The 17,773-nt window shown below is 66.1% G+C and carries 20 protein-coding genes and 1 tRNA gene; 1 reads left to right on the top strand and 20 read right to left on the bottom strand.

From position 1 onward, the window contains the following. Window positions 1-8 precede the first annotated feature (8 nt). Window positions 9-788 carry a class I SAM-dependent methyltransferase gene (locus EO081_RS04170; protein ID WP_129340641.1) on the bottom strand — a complete coding sequence of 260 codons (780 nt, stop codon included), beginning with the start codon at window positions 786-788 and terminating at the stop codon, window positions 9-11. Window positions 789-866: 78 nt separating this feature from the next. Here EO081_RS04170 and EO081_RS04165 point away from each other — a divergent pair, with 78 nt between their 5' ends. Then, the gene (locus EO081_RS04165; RefSeq protein WP_129340640.1) at window positions 867-1,637 is read left to right on the top strand and encodes a helix-turn-helix transcriptional regulator; all 771 of its coding nucleotides are present in this window, start codon (window positions 867-869) and stop codon (window positions 1,635-1,637) included. 30 nt (window positions 1,638-1,667) lie between these two features. Here EO081_RS04165 and EO081_RS04160 read toward each other — a convergent pair whose 3' ends face one another. The 19 genes from EO081_RS04160 to EO081_RS04070 all read right to left on the bottom strand — a co-directional run bounded on the left by EO081_RS04160 (window position 1,668) and on the right by EO081_RS04070 (window position 17,772). After that, a complete protein-coding gene (locus EO081_RS04160) occupies window positions 1,668-2,162 on the bottom strand; it encodes a DUF2141 domain-containing protein (protein ID WP_129340639.1) in 495 nt (164 codons plus the stop codon). Window positions 2,163-2,276: 114 nt separating this feature from the next. Continuing rightward, entirely contained in the window at window positions 2,277-3,542 is a 1,266-nt protein-coding gene (gene clpX / locus EO081_RS04155) for an ATP-dependent Clp protease ATP-binding subunit ClpX (protein WP_125960446.1), read from the bottom strand. Between the two features lie 144 nt (window positions 3,543-3,686). Next, entirely contained in the window at window positions 3,687-4,313 is a 627-nt protein-coding gene (gene clpP, locus EO081_RS04150) for an ATP-dependent Clp endopeptidase proteolytic subunit ClpP (RefSeq protein WP_129340638.1), read from the bottom strand. A gap of 89 nt (window positions 4,314-4,402) precedes the next feature. Beyond that, window positions 4,403-5,320: a glycosyltransferase family 2 protein gene (locus EO081_RS04145; RefSeq protein ID WP_129340637.1), complete on the bottom strand. Its 918-nt coding sequence runs from the start codon at window positions 5,318-5,320 to the stop codon at window positions 4,403-4,405. A gap of 105 nt (window positions 5,321-5,425) precedes the next feature. Continuing rightward, window positions 5,426-5,851 carry a hypothetical protein gene (locus EO081_RS04140; protein WP_240697528.1) on the bottom strand — a complete coding sequence of 142 codons (426 nt, stop codon included), beginning with the start codon at window positions 5,849-5,851 and terminating at the stop codon, window positions 5,426-5,428. A gap of 17 nt (window positions 5,852-5,868) precedes the next feature. Then, entirely contained in the window at window positions 5,869-6,612 is a 744-nt protein-coding gene (locus tag EO081_RS04135; RefSeq protein WP_129340636.1) for a dienelactone hydrolase family protein, read from the bottom strand. A 198-nt stretch (window positions 6,613-6,810) separates the two neighbouring features. Beyond that, the gene (tig, locus tag EO081_RS04130) at window positions 6,811-8,475 is read right to left on the bottom strand and encodes a trigger factor (RefSeq protein WP_129340635.1); all 1,665 of its coding nucleotides are present in this window, start codon (window positions 8,473-8,475) and stop codon (window positions 6,811-6,813) included. Between the two features lie 69 nt (window positions 8,476-8,544). Next, window positions 8,545-8,629 (bottom strand) — tRNA-Leu (locus EO081_RS04125). 22 nt (window positions 8,630-8,651) lie between these two features. Beyond that, window positions 8,652-9,800 (bottom strand): tyrosine-type recombinase/integrase, encoded by a 1,149-nt coding sequence (locus EO081_RS04120; protein ID WP_129340634.1) that lies wholly within the window; start codon window positions 9,798-9,800, stop codon window positions 8,652-8,654. Between the two features lie 85 nt (window positions 9,801-9,885). Next, entirely contained in the window at window positions 9,886-10,236 is a 351-nt protein-coding gene (locus EO081_RS04115; RefSeq protein WP_129340633.1) for a MarR family winged helix-turn-helix transcriptional regulator, read from the bottom strand. Window positions 10,237-10,382: 146 nt separating this feature from the next. Continuing rightward, a complete protein-coding gene (locus EO081_RS04110; RefSeq protein WP_129340632.1) occupies window positions 10,383-10,661 on the bottom strand; it encodes a hypothetical protein in 279 nt (92 codons plus the stop codon). A 264-nt stretch (window positions 10,662-10,925) separates the two neighbouring features. Then, the gene (locus EO081_RS04105) at window positions 10,926-11,855 is read right to left on the bottom strand and encodes a hypothetical protein (RefSeq protein WP_129340631.1); all 930 of its coding nucleotides are present in this window, start codon (window positions 11,853-11,855) and stop codon (window positions 10,926-10,928) included. Between the two features lie 35 nt (window positions 11,856-11,890). Further along, entirely contained in the window at window positions 11,891-12,427 is a 537-nt protein-coding gene (locus EO081_RS04100) for a collagen-like protein (protein WP_129340630.1), read from the bottom strand. 3 nt (window positions 12,428-12,430) lie between these two features. Further along, on the bottom strand, window positions 12,431-13,039 hold the full coding sequence (locus EO081_RS04095; RefSeq protein ID WP_129340629.1) for a phage adaptor protein: 609 nt from the start codon (window positions 13,037-13,039) through the stop codon (window positions 12,431-12,433). A gap of 6 nt (window positions 13,040-13,045) precedes the next feature. Further along, window positions 13,046-13,405, bottom strand: a complete 360-nt coding sequence (locus EO081_RS04090; RefSeq protein WP_129340628.1) for a hypothetical protein — start codon at window positions 13,403-13,405, stop codon at window positions 13,046-13,048. A gap of 68 nt (window positions 13,406-13,473) precedes the next feature. After that, window positions 13,474-14,376: an SU10 major capsid protein gene (locus EO081_RS04085; RefSeq protein ID WP_129340627.1), complete on the bottom strand. Its 903-nt coding sequence runs from the start codon at window positions 14,374-14,376 to the stop codon at window positions 13,474-13,476. 62 nt (window positions 14,377-14,438) lie between these two features. After that, a complete protein-coding gene (locus EO081_RS04080) occupies window positions 14,439-15,377 on the bottom strand; it encodes a hypothetical protein (RefSeq protein WP_129340626.1) in 939 nt (312 codons plus the stop codon). Between the two features lie 14 nt (window positions 15,378-15,391). Then, window positions 15,392-15,709, bottom strand: coding sequence for a hypothetical protein (locus tag EO081_RS04075; protein ID WP_129340625.1), 318 nt, complete (start codon window positions 15,707-15,709; stop codon window positions 15,392-15,394). An 8-nt stretch (window positions 15,710-15,717) separates the two neighbouring features. Continuing rightward, window positions 15,718-17,772, bottom strand: coding sequence for a portal protein (locus EO081_RS04070; RefSeq protein WP_129340624.1), 2,055 nt, complete (start codon window positions 17,770-17,772; stop codon window positions 15,718-15,720). Window position 17,773: the final 1 nt, after the last annotated feature.

Genomic DNA, 17,773 nt, shown 5'->3' with positions numbered 1-17,773 from the left:
GCGCGCGCTCAGAGTTCGCGGGCGCGGCAGGCGGTCGCCTCGATCTGCAGCACGTCGATCGAGAACGAGCCGTCGGGTTCGATGGCGAAATAGGCGGACGCCTGCGCGGAGGCGCGTTGCTGGAGCGAGCGGATCGCCGCCCGATGCGCGTCGGGAGTCCGCATGCGATCGACCCAGGACGCATAGTCCATCCGCACCCGCCGCTTCTCGCTCCGCCGCACGCGAAAGCCCGCATCGGCGAGCGCGGCGGTCCATTCCGCCTCGGTGTAGTTCCGCACGTGCGATGGATCGCGCAGCAGTTCGATCGCCTGGAGATGCGTGTCGAAGACCGGGTAGCCGGGCGAGATCACGTCGATGAAGATCGCCGGGGCACCGGGCTTCAGCACCCGCCGCGCTTCTCGCAGGCCGGCGCCCCATTGCTGCCAGTGATGCGTGGAATAGCGGCACGCGAGCAGGTCGACCGAGGCGGTCGCGAACGGCAGGCGTTCGGCCGAGGCGACGCAGGTCTCGACGTTCGCCAAACCCCGGGCCTGGGCAGTCTCGCTCACGGCCTCCAGCATGGCTGCGGAAAGATCGACGGCGGCAACGGAGCCCGCGTGCGCGGCGAGGCGATAGGCGACGTGCCCGCCGCCGGTGCCGAGGTCCAGCGCGCGGCTGGGCCGCTCGCGCGCGGCGATGGCCTCCAGGGCGTCGAGGTCCTCCCCTTCGGCATGGACGCTGCTGGCGACATAGGCACTCGCCTGGCTGCCGAACTGCGCTTCGACGACGGCATCGTGGGAACGGGTCATGGTACTTCCTCCTGCCCCGTTCGAGCCGAGCGCTCAGCCTGGTACAAGAGGAGCAGTTATCCTGGTATAGGAACACCCATGCACGACGAGGACCGACGCAAGCTGCTGGGTCAGTTCATCCGTTCCCACCGCGAGCGGATGACGCCGGACGTGGCGACCCCCCGCCGGCGGACGCCGGGCCTGCGACGCGAGGAACTGGCGGCGCGTGCCGGCATCGGCGTCACCTGGTGCGCATGGATCGAGCAGGGCCGCAACGTCAGCGTGTCTCCGCAAGCGCTTGCGCGCCTGGCGCAGGCGCTTGCCCTCACCGCGGCCGAGCGGGCCTATCTGTTCGAACTCGCCGCCAGACGCGATCCTGCCGTGCCGGCCGCAACGACGACCTCCGCCGCACCGGAGGGCGTGTCGGCGCTCGTTCTGGCGCTGCCCTTCCCGGCCTACGGCTTGGACCGGCTGTGGAACGCGAGTTGCTGGAACCCAACGGCGGAGCGCCTGTTCGGCGGCTGGCTCGGCCCGGACGGGGACCGCAACCTGCTGCGCTATACCTTCCTGTCCCCATCCGCGCGCACGCTGCTGCCGGACTGGCAAGATCGGGCGCGGCGCCTGCTGGCCGAGTTCCGCGCCGATTGCGCCCGGATGCTGAACGACCCTGCGCTGGAGCGCCTGACCAACCAGTTGTGCCGCGAGTCCGAGCTCTTCGCGCAGGAGTGGGAGGCGCAGAGCGTCTCCGGCCGCGAAGGCGGCACAAGGACGTTCGCCCATCCCGAAGATGGCCTGATCCGGTTTTCCCAGCACACGTTCAGCATGGCGGAGCGGCCGGACCACAAGCTCGTGACGCTGGTGCCCTGCTAGGACCGGCCGCTTCGGGCGGGGACGAAGAACCTAGCCGATTGGCCCGATGCTCAGGCCGCGGCGGTAGTTCATCGTCACCGCGATCCGATTGACGCCCCCGTCGAGCGGGACGGCGACCTTCGCGAAGTCCGGCTGCAACTTCGTCAGCGACAGCCTGGGGTCTCGCGAGAAGCCACCGCCGTCGTTCCAGTCGGACTTGCCATTGCCGTTCGCATCGTGCCGGACGGCGATGCCATATTGCCCGGCGCGCGGCACCGCCACGCAGACGGTGACGCCGCTGCGTTGCGCCGGCACCTCGACCCGCCCAAGCCAGCGGCCCTTCTTGAGAAAACCGGCGGCGTCGTAGATCTGCACGCGGACCTTGCCGGTCGAGTTCTTGAGGCCGCGCACGCTTACCATCACCCGGTTCGGGGTGGCGGCGGTGCAGGCGCCCGGATCGCCCGGATCGGCGGCGGCAGGGGCGGCAGCGAACAGCGCGGGGGCGAGAAGCGCCGAACCGAGCAGCGTCGCGATTGTCGCGTTCATGATTCCAAATCTCCGTTGTTCGCCGCGAGTCCCCCAACCTCGCAGTCTTCATGCAGAAACGGGCGCCGTTGCGGGCGCCCGTCTCCATCGTTCGTTCTTGGGACGGGCTGCCGGTCAGGCGGCGTCGCCCGCCTTCTGCTTTTCGGCGTAGACGCGGACGGGTTCCTTGCGGCCCTCGATCACGTCCTTGTCGACCACCACCTCGTCGACCCCGTCCATGCCGGGCAGGTCGAACATGGTGTCGAGCAGGATGCCCTCCAGGATCGAGCGCAGGCCACGCGCGCCGGTCTTGCGATCGATCGCCTTCTTCGACACCGCGACCAGCGCATCGTCGTTGAAGCCCAGGCGCACGCCCTCCATGTCGAACAGCTTCTGGTACTGCTTGACCAGCGCGTTCTTCGGCTCGGTCAGGATCTTGACCAGCGCGTCGATGTCGAGGTCCTCGAGCGTCGCGATCACCGGCAGGCGGCCGACGAACTCGGGGATCAGGCCGAACTTGAGCAGATCCTCCGGCTCGGTCTGGCGCAGCACCTCACCCGTGCGGCGCTCCTCGGGAGCGGCCACATAGGCGCCGAAGCCGATCGACTTGCCCTGCAGGCGGTCGCCGATGATCTTTTCCAGGCCCGAGAACGCACCGCCGCAGATGAACAGGATGTTCGTCGTATCCACCTGCAGGAATTCCTGCTGCGGATGCTTGCGGCCACCCTGCGGCGGAACGGACGCGGTGGTACCCTCCATCAGCTTGAGCAGCGCCTGCTGCACGCCTTCCCCCGACACGTCGCGCGTGATCGACGGGTTCTCTGCCTTGCGGCTGATCTTGTCGATCTCGTCGATGTAGACGATGCCGCGCTGCGCCCGCTCGACGTTGTAGTCGGATGCCTGGAGCAGCTTGAGGATGATGTTCTCGACATCCTCGCCGACGTAACCGGCCTCGGTCAGCGTGGTCGCATCCGCCATCGTGAACGGCACGTCGAGGATGCGCGCCAGCGTCTGGGCGAGCAGCGTCTTGCCGCAGCCGGTCGGGCCCACGAGCAGGATGTTCGACTTCGCCAGTTCGACGTCGGCGCCCTTCTGGCCGTGGTTCAGGCGCTTGTAGTGGTTGTGGACGGCCACCGACAGCACGCGCTTGGCCTGCTTCTGCCCGATGACATAGTCGTCCAGCACGTCGCAGATCTCCTGCGGCGTGGGGACGCCCCCATCCTTCTTCGACACCAGCGCGGACTTGGTCTCCTCGCGGATGATGTCGTTGCACAGCTCCACGCACTCATCGCAGATGAACACGGTGGGGCCGGCGATGAGCTTGCGCACCTCATGCTGCGACTTGCCGCAGAAGGAGCAATAGAGCGTGCTCTTGGAGTCACCGCCGCTGAGCTTGGTCATTCACTTCTCTCCCGCGCACCTAGGCGCGTTACACCGCCCGACAGTCTACACTCGGGCACCGGTCCGGCAATCCATAAAACACGTGGGTTATCAGGACGTTGCCCGCGCCGCCGGATTCAGGCGCGGGCATGTTCCAGCCGCGGATCAGGCCGCAGGCGCTTCCTCGGTCGGGGTCGGACGCTTGTCGAACACCTGGTCGACCAGGCCGAATGCCTTGGCCTCGTCCGCCTCCAGGAAGGTGTCGCGGTCCATCGCCCGCTCGATCTCCTCCAGCGGCTTGCCCGTGTACTTGGCATAGAGATCGTTCATCCGGCGACGGATGCGCAGGATCTCCTTGGCCTGGATCTCGATGTCGGAGGCCATGCCCTGGGCGCCGCCCGACGGCTGGTGGATCATGATGCGGGCGTTGGTGAGCGCGACGCGCATCCCCGGCTCGCCGCTGGCGAGCAGGAAGCTGCCCATCGACGCGGCCTGGCCGATGCACACCGTGCCGACGCGCGGACGGATGTACTGCATGGTGTCGTGGATCGCCATGCCGGCGGTCACCACGCCACCCGGCGAGTTGATGTACATCCAGATGTCCTTCTTCGGGTTCTCGGACTCGAGGAAGAGCAGCTGGGCGGTGATGAGCGACGCCATGTGATCCTCGACGCCACCGGTCACGAACACGATCCGCTCGCGCAGCAGGCGCGAATAGATGTCGAAGCTACGCTCGCCGCGGCTCGACTGTTCGATGACGATGGGGACGAGGGCGTCGTGGATGTCCTGCATTGGGTTCCCGCTTGGTAAGGTTCGAAATACAACATCGGCGCTCGGATCGTCCGGCGCAAGGGCCGGGAGGCGCGATCCGCGGCGGGACGTCAGTTGCCGGGGGCCGGATGCGCCAGATAGGCAAGCCGCCGCACCTCGACCCGCCCGCGCACCACCGTGTCGAGGATCAGCCCCGAGAATCCGCACAGCGATGCGAGGATCATCAGGCCCGTCACCAGGATCGCCGTCGGAAAGCGCGGCACGAGGCCGGTCTGGAGATAGGTGACCACCAGTGGTACCGCCAGCAGCAGCGCGACCGCCGCGAGGAGCAGGCCCAACGCGCCAAAGAACCACAGCGGCCGCTCGAACCGATAGAGCGTCGCGATCGTCCGCGCGATCCGCCAGCCGTCGCGATAGGTGCTGAGCTTGGAGTGGGACCCCTCGGGCCGGGCGAAATAGCAGGTCTCGACCTCGGCGACCGGCATCTTGAGTTCCAGCGCATGGACGCTGATCTCGGTCTCGATCTCGAACCCGCCGGACAGCGAGGGGAAGCTCTTCACGAATCGGCGCGAGAACACCCGGTAGCCCGAGAAGATGTCGGTGAAGCTGCGCCCGAACAGCCGCGCGAGGATGCCCGTCATCGCGCGATTTCCGAACCGATGCCCGCGGCGATAGGCCGCCTGGTGCTGCTCGACGCGCGATCCGACGATCATGTCGAGCTGCTCGGTGACGAGCTGCGCCACCATCGCCGGTGCGACGCTGGCGTCATAGGTCGCGTCGCCGTCGGCCATCACATAGACGTCGGCCTCGATGTCGGCGAACATGCGGCGCACGACCGCGCCCTTGCCCTGGATGCGCTCCGAGCGGACCACCGCCCCCGCCTCCCGCGCGACCGCGACCGTCCGATCGCGGCTGTTGTTGTCATAGACGTAGATCGTCGCGTCCGGCAGCGCCTCGCGGAACCCCGCCACCGTCTGCGCGATCGCAGCCTCTTCATTGTAGCAGGGCAGCAGGACGGCGATCTTCATGCAGGTTCCGGTAGCGTCTGGACTGCGCCCGCGACTACCCATCCCGCCCCGCCTCCGCCAGCAGAAAAGGGAGGAGTGCCCGGTCCGGAAAGGCGTGCGATGCGGCTATTCGGCCTCGTCCTCATAATCGGCGAGCGCGGCCAGGACCCGCGGGTCGCCCGCATATCGCGCCCGCAACGCTTTCAACGCGGCATCGGTGCCCGTGCAGGTTCGTGTCAGCGCCTCGCTCAGGAAGGCCGCGCGCTCCTCGTCATACGGGTCCTCCCCACGGAAGTGATCGCACTCGTCCCGGCGTTCGCGAAATGCGGCCACCTCCGACGGCAGCGATGCATCAGGCGCGGGCTCCGCGCCAGGCGTGGCCGGGAGAGGCTCGACCACGGGCGAGGCGGGTTCGGCTGGACTCGGCCTGACGGGCGTCGGCACCGCGCCGGCCTTCTCGCTTGGCATGGGGGCGTGTGCGCCGTCGCAGCCCGTCAGCAGGAGTGCGACCGTCAGGCCAATCCTCTGCAACATCCGCTCCCCCTGTGCCATCGACCCCGCCGCACGGTTCATCCCAGGGTGCGCCGGTAGAATTCCAGCGTCAGCCCCATCGTCTGCAGGAACAGTGCGGGATCGTAGCGCGGCCCCTCGTCGCGCAGGAACGCGTGCTGCGCGTTGACCTCGTGCCATTCATAGGCGGCGCCGACTTCCTCCAGGCGCCGGCGGATCGCCTCCCTTCCGGCAAACGGCACGTGCGGATCCTGCCGGCCCCACACGAACATCACGGCCGCCTTCAGCTCGGCCATGCGCGCCAGGCTGTCGTCCGATCGGCCTTCGCCCAGCGTCCCGGAATGGATGTCGGTAGGGTAGAAACAGGCCGCCGCCGACACCCGCGGATCGAAGGCGGCGCGATAGGCGAGATGCCCGCCGAGGCACACGCCGAAGGTCCCCACCCGGCCGTTGCACGCCGGGTTGCGGAGGAGTGCCGTCACGGCGGCATTCGCGTCGGCATCATAGGCGGCGACGGGCTTGGTGAACTTCAGCGCGTTGCCGCGGTCCGTGCCGACGGGGTCGTAGGTAAGCACCGTGCCGGCGGGCTCATACTCGTGATAGACCTCCGGCACCGCCACGACGAAGCCGTTGCCCGCGATCATCGCCGCAAGCCGGCGGATGGGCGCCGTCACCTGATAGATTTCGGAAAACAGGAGCACGCCCGGGAAGCGTCCCTCGATGGCGGGGCGGAACAGATGCATCCGCATCGCGCCGCTGCCGGGCACGTCCACATCCTGGGTCTCGTCGCTGCGCAAGATCATCCGCTCATCCTCATGGGTCCGGGGAGAGTGCCCATAGAGCCTTGGCCCCGCCCGGGAACAGCGTTCCCTTGGACCGGGGATCGTGCCGCCCCCCGGCGGAATCGGCCGACGTGGCCCCGCCGCCGGTCCCGGCCAACAAAAAAGGGCTGCAGATCGGTCGCGACCTGCAGCCCTTCTTCGATCCGGTCGGACCCGCGCTTAGGCGGCGTCGTCGGCCTTCTTCTTGGCAGCCTTCTTCTTCGGTGCTGCCTCGGCGGCGGCGGCGTCGTCGCCCTCGGCCTTCGGAGCCTTCTTGGTCGCAGCCTTCTTCTTCGGCGCGGCGGGTGCCGCCTCGGCGGCGGCGGCGGCCGGCTCGATGTCGGCGGCTTCGGCCTTCTTGGTCGACTTGCGCTTCGGCTTCACCGGCTCGGCAGCCGCTTCCTCGCCCGCCTCGGCAGCATGGTCGTGGGCATGATCGTGGTCGTGGCCATGCGCGTGATCATGGTCATGGTCGTGATCATGGTTGTGGACGTGGGTGCCGCTGGCGAAGCCGTCCTCGCTCTCGATCGCGGCTTCCAGCTCCTCGCGGGTCACTTCGCGGTCGGTGATCTCGGCCTTGTCGAACAGGAAGTCGACGACCTTGTCCTCATACAGCGGCGCGCGCAGCTGGGCGGCCGCCATCGGCTCCTGCTGGACGTACTGGATGAAGCGCTCGCGGTCCTGCGGCGAATACTGCTGCGCTGCCTGCAGGATCAGGCGCTGCATCTCCTGCTGGCTGACCTCGACGCCGTTCGCCTGGCCGATTTCCGACAGCAGCAGGCCCAGGCGGACGCGACGCACCGCGATCGCGCGGTAATCCTCGCGCTCGTTCTCCAGCTCGGCCTTGGCGGCTTCCGGATCGGCCTCGTGGGTCGCTTCGTGCTCGAGCTGTGCCCAGATCTGGTTGAACTCGGCCTCGACCATCGAGGGCGGAACCTCGAAGTCGTGGTCGGCGGCGAGCTGGTCGAGCAGCTTGCGCTTCATGTGGGTGCGGGTGAGGTTGTTGAGCTCCTGGCCCGCCTGATCCTTCAGGATGCCGCGCAGCTGCTCCAGGCTTTCCAGGCCCAGCGACTTGGCGAACTCGTCGTCCGCGACCGTCTCGCCGGCCGGCACGCGCACGTCGGTGACCTTGAGGTCGAAGGTCGCCGGCTTGCCCTTGAGCGTGTCGACACCGTAGTCCTCGGGGAAATTGACCTCGATGGTCTTCTCGTCGCCCTTCTTCACGCCGACCAGCTGGTCCTCGAAGCCGGGGATGAGGCGGCCCGAGCCGATCTCGATCGACATGCCCTCGCCGGTGCCGCCTTCGAAGGCGACGCCGTCGACCTTGCCGGCGAAATCCATCACCACGACGTCGCCGGTCTCGGCAGCATGGCCCTCGGGCGCGTCGTTGTGCTGCTTGTTCTGGCTGGCGATCTGCTGGATGCGCTCGTCGATCGCCGCTTCGTCTGCGGGAACGGTCAGACGCTCAAGCTTGATGCCGTCGATGGCGGGCGCCGGCACGTCGGGGAGCACTTCCAGCTCGACCTTGACGACCGCGTCCTTGCCCGGCTCGAAGCCCTCGTCCAGCGACACCTGCGGCTGGAGCGCCGGGCGCAGCTTCTGCTCGGCCATCAGCGTCTGCACGCCTTCCTGGATCGAGGTGTTGAGCGCTTCCTGGGTCAGCGCCGGGCCGTGCATCTTGCGCACCAGGTTCGCCGGAACCTTGCCGGGACGGAAGCCGGGCATGCGGATCTGCGGCGACACGCGCTTCACCTCGGCATCGACCTTGGCGTCGATTTCGGCCGCGGTGATGGTGAGCGTGTAGGCCCGCTTCAAACCCTCGTTCAACGTCTCGACAGTCTGCATTCTCGACAGCTTTCGTCCAATAGGATCGGGATCACGGTGTCCTACAAGCTTCGCTTGCGAGAGCGAAGCTGGTGCGGGCGAAGGGAGTCGAACCCCCACATCTTTCGATACTGGAACCTAAATCCAGCGCGTCTACCAATTCCGCCACGCCCGCAAGGCTAAGTACCTGATTTCACTCAGGCCGCGACAACCCTTTCCGGTGATAGTGAACCCATTCCCGCCCCGGTGGGGTGAGCGTGGGGGAGTGAATTATTGGCGGAAAACCGTGAGTTTTCGTTCGCCGCCGATACGTAGTCCCCCACCCGGACCAGTGCATCCTCAAGGTTTTGCGGCTTCACATGTGCATACCGAAGGGTCGTTTCGATACGCTTGTGGCCCATCCATTCCTTGATGACGAAGACGTTTACGCCTGCGTCGACTAGCCGGGTGGCGCAAGTGTGCCGGGTGACATGGAAGACAAACTCGTCATCCTTCGCGAGGCCGATCGCAGCCTTGGCACGGTCCCACCACGAGCGGAGGCTCCGCTGTGAGGGCATCGTCCCTGACCGGATCAGGTCGAGAAGCACGTCTGTAGTCTCCTGCGTCATCGGCACGGTTCGGGGAGTGTCCGTCTTGGTCTCCCATAGGTGCAAGCGCGTGCCGTTAATCTGTGACAGCTCTGCGGTCAACAATTCGTCCCGCCGGCATCCGGTACGGATCGCCACGTAGATGAGCTTCCAGACGGCCAGCGCTGGCCCCTGCCCCTTCGGATCGGTGCGGGTCGTGAGGAACTCGCGCAGGCCCTGCTCCTCCTTATCGGTGATCCAGCGGATGCGCCCTACGCTCTCCTTGCGCCATGCGAACTCGATCTCGTCCTTGATGGGGACGGTCCGGTACTTGCGGCGCTTGGCCCACACGAGGAACGTGCGGAGGTGCGAAAGGTAGCGGTTGATCGTACCGTCCGCTGTGCCCGCCTTCTGCAGGGCCGTGATGACCCGGTCGACCGCCTGGGTGTCCACGTCGTCGAGTCGCGTGTTGCGCCCGAGGATACCGGCGACCTTCTCCAGACGGGCCCAAGAGGTCTCCTCAGTGGACTGGCCGACCCAGAGCTTCCCCTTGGCCAGCGGGATCACTGAGCCGAACGTGTGGACGTCAGGGGCCCCAGGGGCCGCTCCAGGGGCCGGCGGGGTCTCCCCGGCTTCCCAGGCTGCCTGGACTGCTGCCTCGTCCTTCTGAGCCTCCGCATAAGTGTCCCACCGCTTCCGGTAGCGCTGCTTTCCCTTCTGCAACTCCACGCGGAAACGGCCAGTCAGCTTGCCGTCCTTCTTATCCGGGTAGATGGCCATGGTCAGTCCTCCTTGCGGTGACGACCCCGGTGAGGCGGCAAGCCCCTGGTGATCGGATGGTTTGTGGGGGTGGTGGCTGGCGCCATTAGTCCTCCAGTATGTCGACGAGCTGGTTCTTGAGCAGCTTCCCCTTCGGAGTGACCGTGTAGATGATGGACCGGAGGTTATTCGGGTCCTGCGTACGTTGTAGGAGGCCGTAGCCCGGCTGGCCGTTCCGAAGGCGCTCAGAGAGGTCGAGCAGGTGGCGACTCATGGTTGCCTTGGTTGCCCCTGCCCGTTCGGCTAGTTCCACGACGCCAATGCCCTCGTTCTGGCAGGCCAGGACGAAAGTGTGCGCGACCTGCAGCGGGATGCTCTCGCCCATCGACGACCGGATGGTCGAGAAGAGGCGATTCAGCTTCCGCAGGGCGGCAGTGGCTTGGTCTTCGCGGGACATGTGGGTCTCCATGTATAGCCTTCGGCGACAGTCTGCAATCGGTAAACGTCATCCTACACCGACTGTTCCAGATAGCCGACGCTTTTCTGTCGTCAACGTGAACGAAAAAAGAACCCCCCAAACATGGGAGGTTCTTTGCGGGGCCGTCAGCCCAGGATGTTCCAAAAGTGGTCACCCAGGAACGTCAGGACGGCCATTAGACCGCCCGCGATAGCTCCGACAGTGGCCACGCGGGCCTTGCCGGTCTCGATCGCAGAGCGGTTCTCGGCCACCAGGATCGCCTGGGCTTCCTGAGTGGCTTCGAGCTTGTCGAGGCGCCGGTCGATCGTGATGTGCGCCTCGTTGTGCCCGTCGAGCTTGGTCTCGATGCGGGCCATCCGGTCCCGAAGGTCCAGGATGAGCGGGGTGGTGTCGTTGGGGTTCATTGGTCTCAGACGAGGTGGACCTGCCGGCGCCGCGGAGGCGGGTCAGGAGCGGGAGGTAGGGGCCCCTCGACGACGTAGAGGGACAAACTGGAGGCCAGGACGTGCTTCTCCTGTCCCTCCACCAGGTAGTGGGACAGCCGGGAGGACAGGACAGAGGCGTTCTGTCCCTCCACCAGGTAGTGAGACAGCCGAGAGGCAATGAGATGATCGTTTCGTCCCTCTACGATCGACTGGGTAAGCCTAGAAGCCGAAACAGCCATGAGGCTACGCCGTTGCCTTGAGGCCGAACTCGCTGTTCACCTCGGCGATCTGCCAGCGCTCACCAGTCTGCGGGTTCTTCGGAAAGACCGTAGAGGTGCCCGCATAGCCGTCGCTGATCGGGACGTTCGCGGGAGCCTCGCACACTTGACCGCCTACCTTCAGCACCGCCCTGATATTAGTCGGGGCAACAGCGGTGTCTTTGCGGACCCGCGCGGCGACGGCCACGGCTTTGATGACGCTACCTGCCGCCGTCGCTGGCAGAGCGGGCCCGGCAAAGGTCGTGATAGCGCCCTCGGCAGAGGTGCTGATTGCGGTCGCGTCATTGATCGCGGACTCGCTGACCGCGGCGGCGTCACCGCTCCAGCCTGCTAGAGAGCCCACCGCACTAGGGCGCCGGATGCGGACGGTATGTCCAATGGTGTTGTAGGCCGCGACAATGACCTGCGAGAAGGTGCAACCGCGAAATGTAGATGGCACCCCAATCCTGAAGGTGGCGATGTCGCCGATCTTCGAGACGTCCACGCCGCGCTTGAGCACGGTCTCGCCCTGGTTCCAATAGAGCGCGATCAGCCCCTTCGGGAGGTCGACCTGCACATCCACCGCAACATCGGCCGAGAAGTCGGGCATCGCCCACTTTCCGAGCTGTTGAAAGCCGGCGGCGGTGAGCACCTGCAAGGTGAAGGAGTCCGTCCCGCTGCCCAGTACCTTGAGCACCTCGACGTCCTCGGAGTTGAGGAACGTCAGGAACGGAGCTTTGTCGGTGATGCCGGTGCCCCTCACTACGAAGTGGAACCAGCACGCCTGTACCGCAGTGGGCTCGCCGGTAGCGGGATCGGTGAGACGCCCGCGTACATGGTAAGGGTCCCCACCCTGGAGGGTGATTGCCGAGCCAGTGTCCGTGACGCCCGCGGGGCTCGGGGTGAAGGCGTCCACGCCGGAGCCCACGAAGTAGGTAGCCGTAGCGGCCATTAGAGTTGTCCTGCGAAGGTGAAGCGCACTCGCCCGATCGCCATGTCAGGCTCGTCGGGAGCAACCACGCTAATTACGTCACCCGCCGAAACGGTGACTGGAAGATGCCCCAGCGTTCCCAATGTACATGCGCCCATCGGGGTTATCGTCAGGGTGCCGATGGGCTCGTCGTTCTTGGAGACGGTCGCGAGCCACATGTCGTTCGGCGGGATGCCGCAGGAAGCCGCGGACCCGGCGAAGTCCGCGCCAAGAACGTGGCCCTCGATCACTGGGTGATCCATTAGGATTTCCGCGGCTTGGATGCCGGCGACAGCGAAGGCACCGTAGCGGTACTGCGAGTCCTTGCCTGCGCGGCCATCGGTCCCGTCGATGCCATCGGTGCCATCGGTGCCTGCAGGGCCGGTGAGGCCCTGGATGCCTTGCTCGCCGCGGGGGCCCGGAGGTCCCTGGTCGCCCTTGTCGCCCTTGTCGCCCTTGGGGCCGCGCAGGTCGTTCTGGCCCTGCCCGTAAAAGGAGGCAGCGGGGAAGTCTGCCATGGCTTAGTAGTCTCCTCGATATTCGGGGCGGCCGATGCGGGTCGGGCCGCTCATCTTCTCGCCGAGGTCTTGGTTCTGGATGGCGACCACGTAGCCGTCAGACTTGCTCTGGAAGCGCTGCACGTACTGGTCCTCCATCTGAAAATAATCGGCCGCTAGGGCCGCTGCGGCGTAGAGGGCCGCGTTGAAACCGGACCGGGTCCAGACGCTCTCGTCGGTGTCGACCTGGAGCGGAGGGGTCTCGGCATAGTGGTGAACGTAGACGGTCACACCAGCCGCCGGGGTAGGCTTGAGGAGCCAGCTCGCGCCGGTCTTGATGAAGACGCGGGGGCGGCCCTCGGGGCACTCGCGAAAGAAGCGGTCCTTGTCGACCTGTTCCAACGTGCCCTCGGCGGTGAACATGTCGATCAGCTCCATGTAGGCGCTGGGGATCGTGATGGTGTTTGAGGTGCCGTCGAAGGTGGCCTGGAGGAGAGCCTCCATGGAGCCGACCCGGAGGATGCGTTCCATCTCGGTCACTGCCCGGTTGATGAAGTCTCCGGCCAGCTCGTCCGTCAGGTCCTTGCGGTTGATAATGCCCTTCAGGGCAGTCTTGAGTTTGCCGAAGCTCATAAGGGGCTAGAAGGTCCGGGAGGTGGTCTGGAAGGCAGTGAGGTCCTCGGAGCGCAGCTTCGCGAGGATCAGGGCGGCACCGTTGGGGTCGTGGAGGGCCTGGAAGAGGTCGAAGCCCTCACGGCTCCACTTGTTCACGACTGCGACCGGGATGCGGGCGAGGTGAATCTTCTCGATGTCGTCGCCCTTGGTAAGCGCCGAGAAGGACTGGGCGTCCTGCCAGTTTCTCTTGGCGGCGACGCGGTCCAAGAAGGACTGCGGAATATGCTGCTCGGTGACGATCGTGCCGGTGACCTGTAGGTCGGCATCGACCGTGTCGAGTACGAAGTCTTCGTCAAGTCCGACGAAGCGGGAGGTCGTGGTCATTCGCAACTGAATCGGGGTGAAAGGAAACCCCCGGCCCCTTTTGAAGGGACCGAGGGCCTTGAGGTCGATTACTCGCCGATGTTGGTGACGAGCGTCGACGCCTTGAAGTTGTTGTGCTGCAGGCCGTACTCGCCGGCCAGCATGATCTTCGTGTTGTCGCCGGTCTTCGCCAGCGTCTCCCGGAACCAGCCGCGGCCCTTCAGGGTCACGTTCTTCCAGTCCTCCGGGTTCCAGAGCAGGCCGTAGTCCCGCTTCATCTCCCGGTTGGTCTCGATCGACAGCGTGCCGAGCGCCGTGGTGTACACGTCCACGACATGCACGATCTCCTTGGCGTTCTTGCCGGTGATCTCGCGGGTGCGGCTGGCGTTGCCGGCGAACTCGGCGGTCTGCTCCGCAACGTACGGGGCCACCATGAACCGGCGGGCCTTGCCGCCCTCGTCATAGTTCTTGCGAATCGCCGAGCGCAGCGTGGTCTCCGCCAGCGGCGCTGCGGTGGCCGCGTTCTCGATCTTGTTGCCCGCGTCGATGAGCTGGAAGGCCGAGGCGTGGCGGCGCGGCGTGGTCGAGCTGCCCAGGACTGCCACCTGGTCGACACCGACGCAGGCCCGCTCGCGGTCGAGCTTCAGGGCCTTGCCCTTCTTGACGAGCTGACGGGCCAGCTCCGACTTGCGGCCGTAGTGCTCCGTCGCCTCGACCGAACCCGACAGGCGGATGGTGCGCGAGAAAATCTGCGTGGTGTTGGACCGCATCTCGGTCGTGGTGAGGTCTTCCTCGACCGCGTCGAAGCCCTCGACCTGCGCGTTGTCCTGGCCGCCCTCCTGCTCGTCTTCCTGCCACTCGTAGGTCTTCTGGCCGACCGTGCGGTTCGTCAGCGAGCTGGTGAACGGGGTCTCGTGCTTGTTGAGCATCGAGATGACGTCCGAGACGTCTTCCTTGGCGCCGACCGAGTCGTAGGTCTTGAAAGTAGCCATGGTGGGTGTGTTTTCTTCTTTGAGAGTGGGTATTGAAATGGGTGTTGGGATGCGGAGGCCGTTTAGCCCCAGCGCCCCATGAGAACTGCGACGGCGTCGTCGTCCGAGCCGGTGCGGCTCAGGCGCTGTGCGGCCTTCTTGGTGTCGGCGATCCGGGCCGTGCCGTCCTCGCGGGTGCCGCCCTTGATGACCTTGGTCGGGGCAGCCTGGACCTTCTTCGTTGCGACCTTCTGGCCGCGATCGAACAGCATCGCCTTCCGCAGGAGCTTGATGACCTTCGGGTTCGTGATCGCTGTGACGTCGGCCTCGGGAAGGCCCGCCTCGATGCCGTAGGCCATGATCTCGCCGTACAGCTTGTCGTTCCAACCCGGCAGATCGGACCGCAGCTCAGCGACGCAAGCCTGGGCCGCACGGGTGGTTTCGGCTTGCCTGCGTTCGGCCACCACAGCCTCGAAGCCCTGGGCGGCGCCGACGAGCTTCTGGAAGCGGCCCTGGGCCCGCTGGGCGTTCTGTCGGTGCCAAGCGAAGGTCTCGGGGTCCAGCTCCTGCTGCAGTACGAGCCAGTCGACGCCCTCATAGGCCGCGAGGTCTTCCTGCACGGCCTCCAAGGCCGCCTGGAGGGTCGCTGCGGCCCGTCCGCCCAGAAGGTCGGCTTCCTGCCCCCGCTGGGTGATGACGGCCTCTTCGGTCGCGAGTCGCTTCAGGTCGGCGAGCTTGAAGTCCTTCGCTTCGCCGTTGATCTCGACTGCCACGACCGCGTCGTCGTCGAGCGCTGCCGGAGGGGTCTCGTCGTCTTCCGGGGCGTCCTCGTCCACCTCTTCGGTCTCGTCGAGGCCCTCGTCGTCGTCTGCAGGGCCGCCGCTCGGGTCTTCGTCCTCGTCGGCATCCTGGTCGTCATCGTTCTGGTCAGCGGGGTCGCCTCCCAGGCTTTCGAGGAGGGCTGCTTCCGCGGCTTCCTCGCTCATGCTGGTGGAATTGTCGTCCGAAGTCTCGGTGGACAAGGTCGGGGGTTCTTTCAGTAGGGGGCCGGTTCCGTGTCGCCCTCGTCGGGGTCGTCGGACTCGGTCTGGGCTTCAGCCTCGGCAAGCACCTGCTCGCCACGGGCGGCCAGGGCTGCCAGTTCCGCGGTGATCGCGGAGAGGCCTCGGGAGAGGTTGTAGGCATCCTCGCGGGACTGCTGGGCAGCCGGCTCGGACATAAGGATCGCTTCGGCGCACTGGAGGCGCACCGCCTCGATCGCGCGGAGGAACATGGGGTGATCGAGGAGGAGACCGGCGGCCTCCCCCTGTTCGATCGCGTCCTGCTCCGCCTCGCTTAGGACGAGGTTGGACATGGGCTCTTTTAGCTGTTCGGGCTGATGATGGCCGAGACCTTGCTGTTCCCTTCCGGCGCGTTCTGAGCCTGGAAGATTGCCAGCTCCAGCTCCGCCTGAGCGGTGTCGATCCGGTTGGCAGTCTCGTCGTCCCGGCGGTCCGCGTCGCGGTTCCGCAGGTCGATGTCGGATTCCTGCAGCGCTGCCTTGAGCTGCGCCTCGAAGGTTGCGAGCTGTACCTTGTGCTGCGCGGTGGCCTCCTTGAGGACGATCTCGCGCTCGGCCACTTCCACCTCCTTCTGGAGCTTGGCGACCTCAGCGGCGACCTTGGGGTCCGGCTGGGGAGGCTGCAGGGTGGCGGGGTCGGCCAGGAAGTCCTGGACGTTCTTGTGCCCCTTCGCGAGCAGGGCCTTGCGGAGCACGTTGTACTGCTGCTGTTCGCCGTAGAGCCGCGGGTGGGTCTGCGTCATGTACTTGTCGTACGCGAGCAGCTCCTGGGCCTGCTGGTCGCGCTCGTCGTATCCCAGGGTCATGTCGACCTGGACGTGCGAGCGCCTACGCCACTGTTGCGGGGCGATCTCGACGAAGTTGCCCGCGATCTCAAGGATGCGCTGGCGGTCGTTCTCGATGCCGATGGCGTAAACCTTCAGGTACAGCTTCGTGAGAAACTGGACCGCGAAGTGCCGCGCCATGACCTTGCCGCGCACCTGACTGTTGCTGGTGAGCTGCTCGACCAAGCCGGCGCTGTTCTGGTGGCTGAGGGCCTTCTTGTCCAAGCCCTGGCTGAGCCGGCTGATGCCGGTGGTATCCTCCCGCGCCTGGTCGACCATGCCGATCGTCTGGAGGACGAAGGGGTTGATCGGGGTCTGCGGTAGTGGCGCCACGCTATCTACAACGGACCGCACGTTGACGATTCCGCCGCGCCGGTTGTCGATAAGCTCTCGTGGGTTCGCAACGCCGCCACGGGCTACCTGCCAGCGCGGGTTGGTCGCTTCGACCGCCTGCTCGATGATAGCTCGCGTCAGGGTGGTCTTGGTGTTGGCGTGCTGGATCGTACGGGCCGCGAAGTTGCCCCCGTAGAAGGTGTGGGGCTCCGGCAGCATGGAGTAGGTCACGAAGGGATGGTCGGCGACCTTCTGCTTGTCGAGCAGGGTGCGGCCGACGTGAACGACCTTCCAGAGCTGCTGGCGCCCCTCCCCGTCCGCGTCGATGCGGATGAAGGACATGTGGACGGTAACCAGGCGCCCCGCCTCGTCCTCGCTCTCGTCGTCAAGGCCGGTGACGACCGTGTCCTCTTCGCGCTGGAGTCTCTCCTCGTCCAGGGCGAGGTCGTCTTCCTCCCCTTCGATCGCATAGACGACCTTGGGATCATATCCGTCATCCACCAGCTCCCCGAGGGTCACTCGGCGGCGGCGGGCGACGTAAGGCGCACGGGCGAGGTCCTTGAAGCGTCCCGAGACGATGAACTCCTCAGGCGGCACCACTTCGATGCGAACCTGGGAAGTGTCCTCGATCCTCTCAAACTCGCCGGAGACCGTGTACACACCGTTCCCGGCGTCCTTCTGGACCGGCTTGTCGGTGAGGCGCACCGCAGAGTCCGACAGGAGCTGGCTGGCCTCTTCGAGCGGCACGTCCTCGAAGGTGTGCCCGGTCGTAATCGACGAGCGGTCCCAGTAGACTTGGGCGACGCCGACACGGTTCAAGGCGCTGTCGTGGGTGACGCCGTTGATGATCTCCAGGCCATCGTTCTGGGCGAACATGACGTGCTCGCAGTACTCGGTGGCCTGCTGGGCGAGGTCGACATCCCCCGCGTTCTGGGGGCGAAAGGAGACGATGTTGTTGCCGGCGGCGAACGCCTCGGTGATCTGGGCCTTCATGGCCTCGACGCTCTCGTAGACGTCCTGGCTGACGAACCGCGAGCCGCCTTCGCGAAGCGGAAAGGGCTTCTTGCCCTGATAGTACATCGTGACCTCCCGGCGCTCGGCCTGGAGGTTGCTGTCTACGAACGAGGAGCCGGCTTCTGCCCGCGCAACACACGCGCCAACCAAGTCCTCATCGGTGAGGACACGGGGCTTCAGTTTCATG

Origin of the sequence: Sphingomonas desiccabilis (assembly GCF_004135605.1) — a bacterium.
In the GTDB taxonomy this organism is placed as follows: Bacteria; Pseudomonadota; Alphaproteobacteria; order Sphingomonadales; family Sphingomonadaceae; genus Sphingomonas; species Sphingomonas desiccabilis.
This window is presented reverse-complemented; position numbering and strand designations above follow the sequence as displayed.

Bases quoted from the DNA above. Each gene is read 5' to 3' on its own strand.
- clpP (WP_129340638.1), bottom strand. From the start codon at position 4,313: ATGCAGGACATCCACGACGCCCTCGTCCCCATCGTCATCGAACAGTCG.
- clpX (WP_125960446.1), bottom strand. From the start codon at position 3,542: ATGACCAAGCTCAGCGGCGGTGACTCCAAGAGCACGCTCTATTGCTCC.
- EO081_RS04165 (WP_129340640.1), top strand. From the start codon at position 867: ATGCACGACGAGGACCGACGCAAGCTGCTGGGTCAGTTCATCCGTTCC.
- EO081_RS04120 (WP_129340634.1), bottom strand. From the start codon at position 9,800: ATGGCCATCTACCCGGATAAGAAGGACGGCAAGCTGACTGGCCGTTTC.
- EO081_RS04140 (WP_240697528.1), bottom strand. From the start codon at position 5,851: ATGGCACAGGGGGAGCGGATGTTGCAGAGGATTGGCCTGACGGTCGCA.
- EO081_RS04095 (WP_129340629.1), bottom strand. From the start codon at position 13,039: ATGAGCTTCGGCAAACTCAAGACTGCCCTGAAGGGCATTATCAACCGC.
- EO081_RS04110 (WP_129340632.1), bottom strand. From the start codon at position 10,661: ATGAACCCCAACGACACCACCCCGCTCATCCTGGACCTTCGGGACCGG.
- EO081_RS04100 (WP_129340630.1), bottom strand. From the start codon at position 12,427: ATGGCAGACTTCCCCGCTGCCTCCTTTTACGGGCAGGGCCAGAACGAC.
- EO081_RS04090 (WP_129340628.1), bottom strand. From the start codon at position 13,405: ATGACCACGACCTCCCGCTTCGTCGGACTTGACGAAGACTTCGTACTC.
- EO081_RS04160 (WP_129340639.1), bottom strand. From the start codon at position 2,162: ATGAACGCGACAATCGCGACGCTGCTCGGTTCGGCGCTTCTCGCCCCC.
- EO081_RS04115 (WP_129340633.1), bottom strand. From the start codon at position 10,236: ATGTCCCGCGAAGACCAAGCCACTGCCGCCCTGCGGAAGCTGAATCGC.
- EO081_RS04170 (WP_129340641.1), bottom strand. From the start codon at position 788: ATGACCCGTTCCCACGATGCCGTCGTCGAAGCGCAGTTCGGCAGCCAG.
- EO081_RS04085 (WP_129340627.1), bottom strand. From the start codon at position 14,376: ATGGCTACTTTCAAGACCTACGACTCGGTCGGCGCCAAGGAAGACGTC.
- tig (WP_129340635.1), bottom strand. From the start codon at position 8,475: ATGCAGACTGTCGAGACGTTGAACGAGGGTTTGAAGCGGGCCTACACG.
- EO081_RS04075 (WP_129340625.1), bottom strand. From the start codon at position 15,709: ATGTCCAACCTCGTCCTAAGCGAGGCGGAGCAGGACGCGATCGAACAG.
- EO081_RS04070 (WP_129340624.1), bottom strand. From the start codon at position 17,772: ATGAAACTGAAGCCCCGTGTCCTCACCGATGAGGACTTGGTTGGCGCG.
- EO081_RS04145 (WP_129340637.1), bottom strand. From the start codon at position 5,320: ATGAAGATCGCCGTCCTGCTGCCCTGCTACAATGAAGAGGCTGCGATC.
- EO081_RS04135 (WP_129340636.1), bottom strand. From the start codon at position 6,612: ATGATCTTGCGCAGCGACGAGACCCAGGATGTGGACGTGCCCGGCAGC.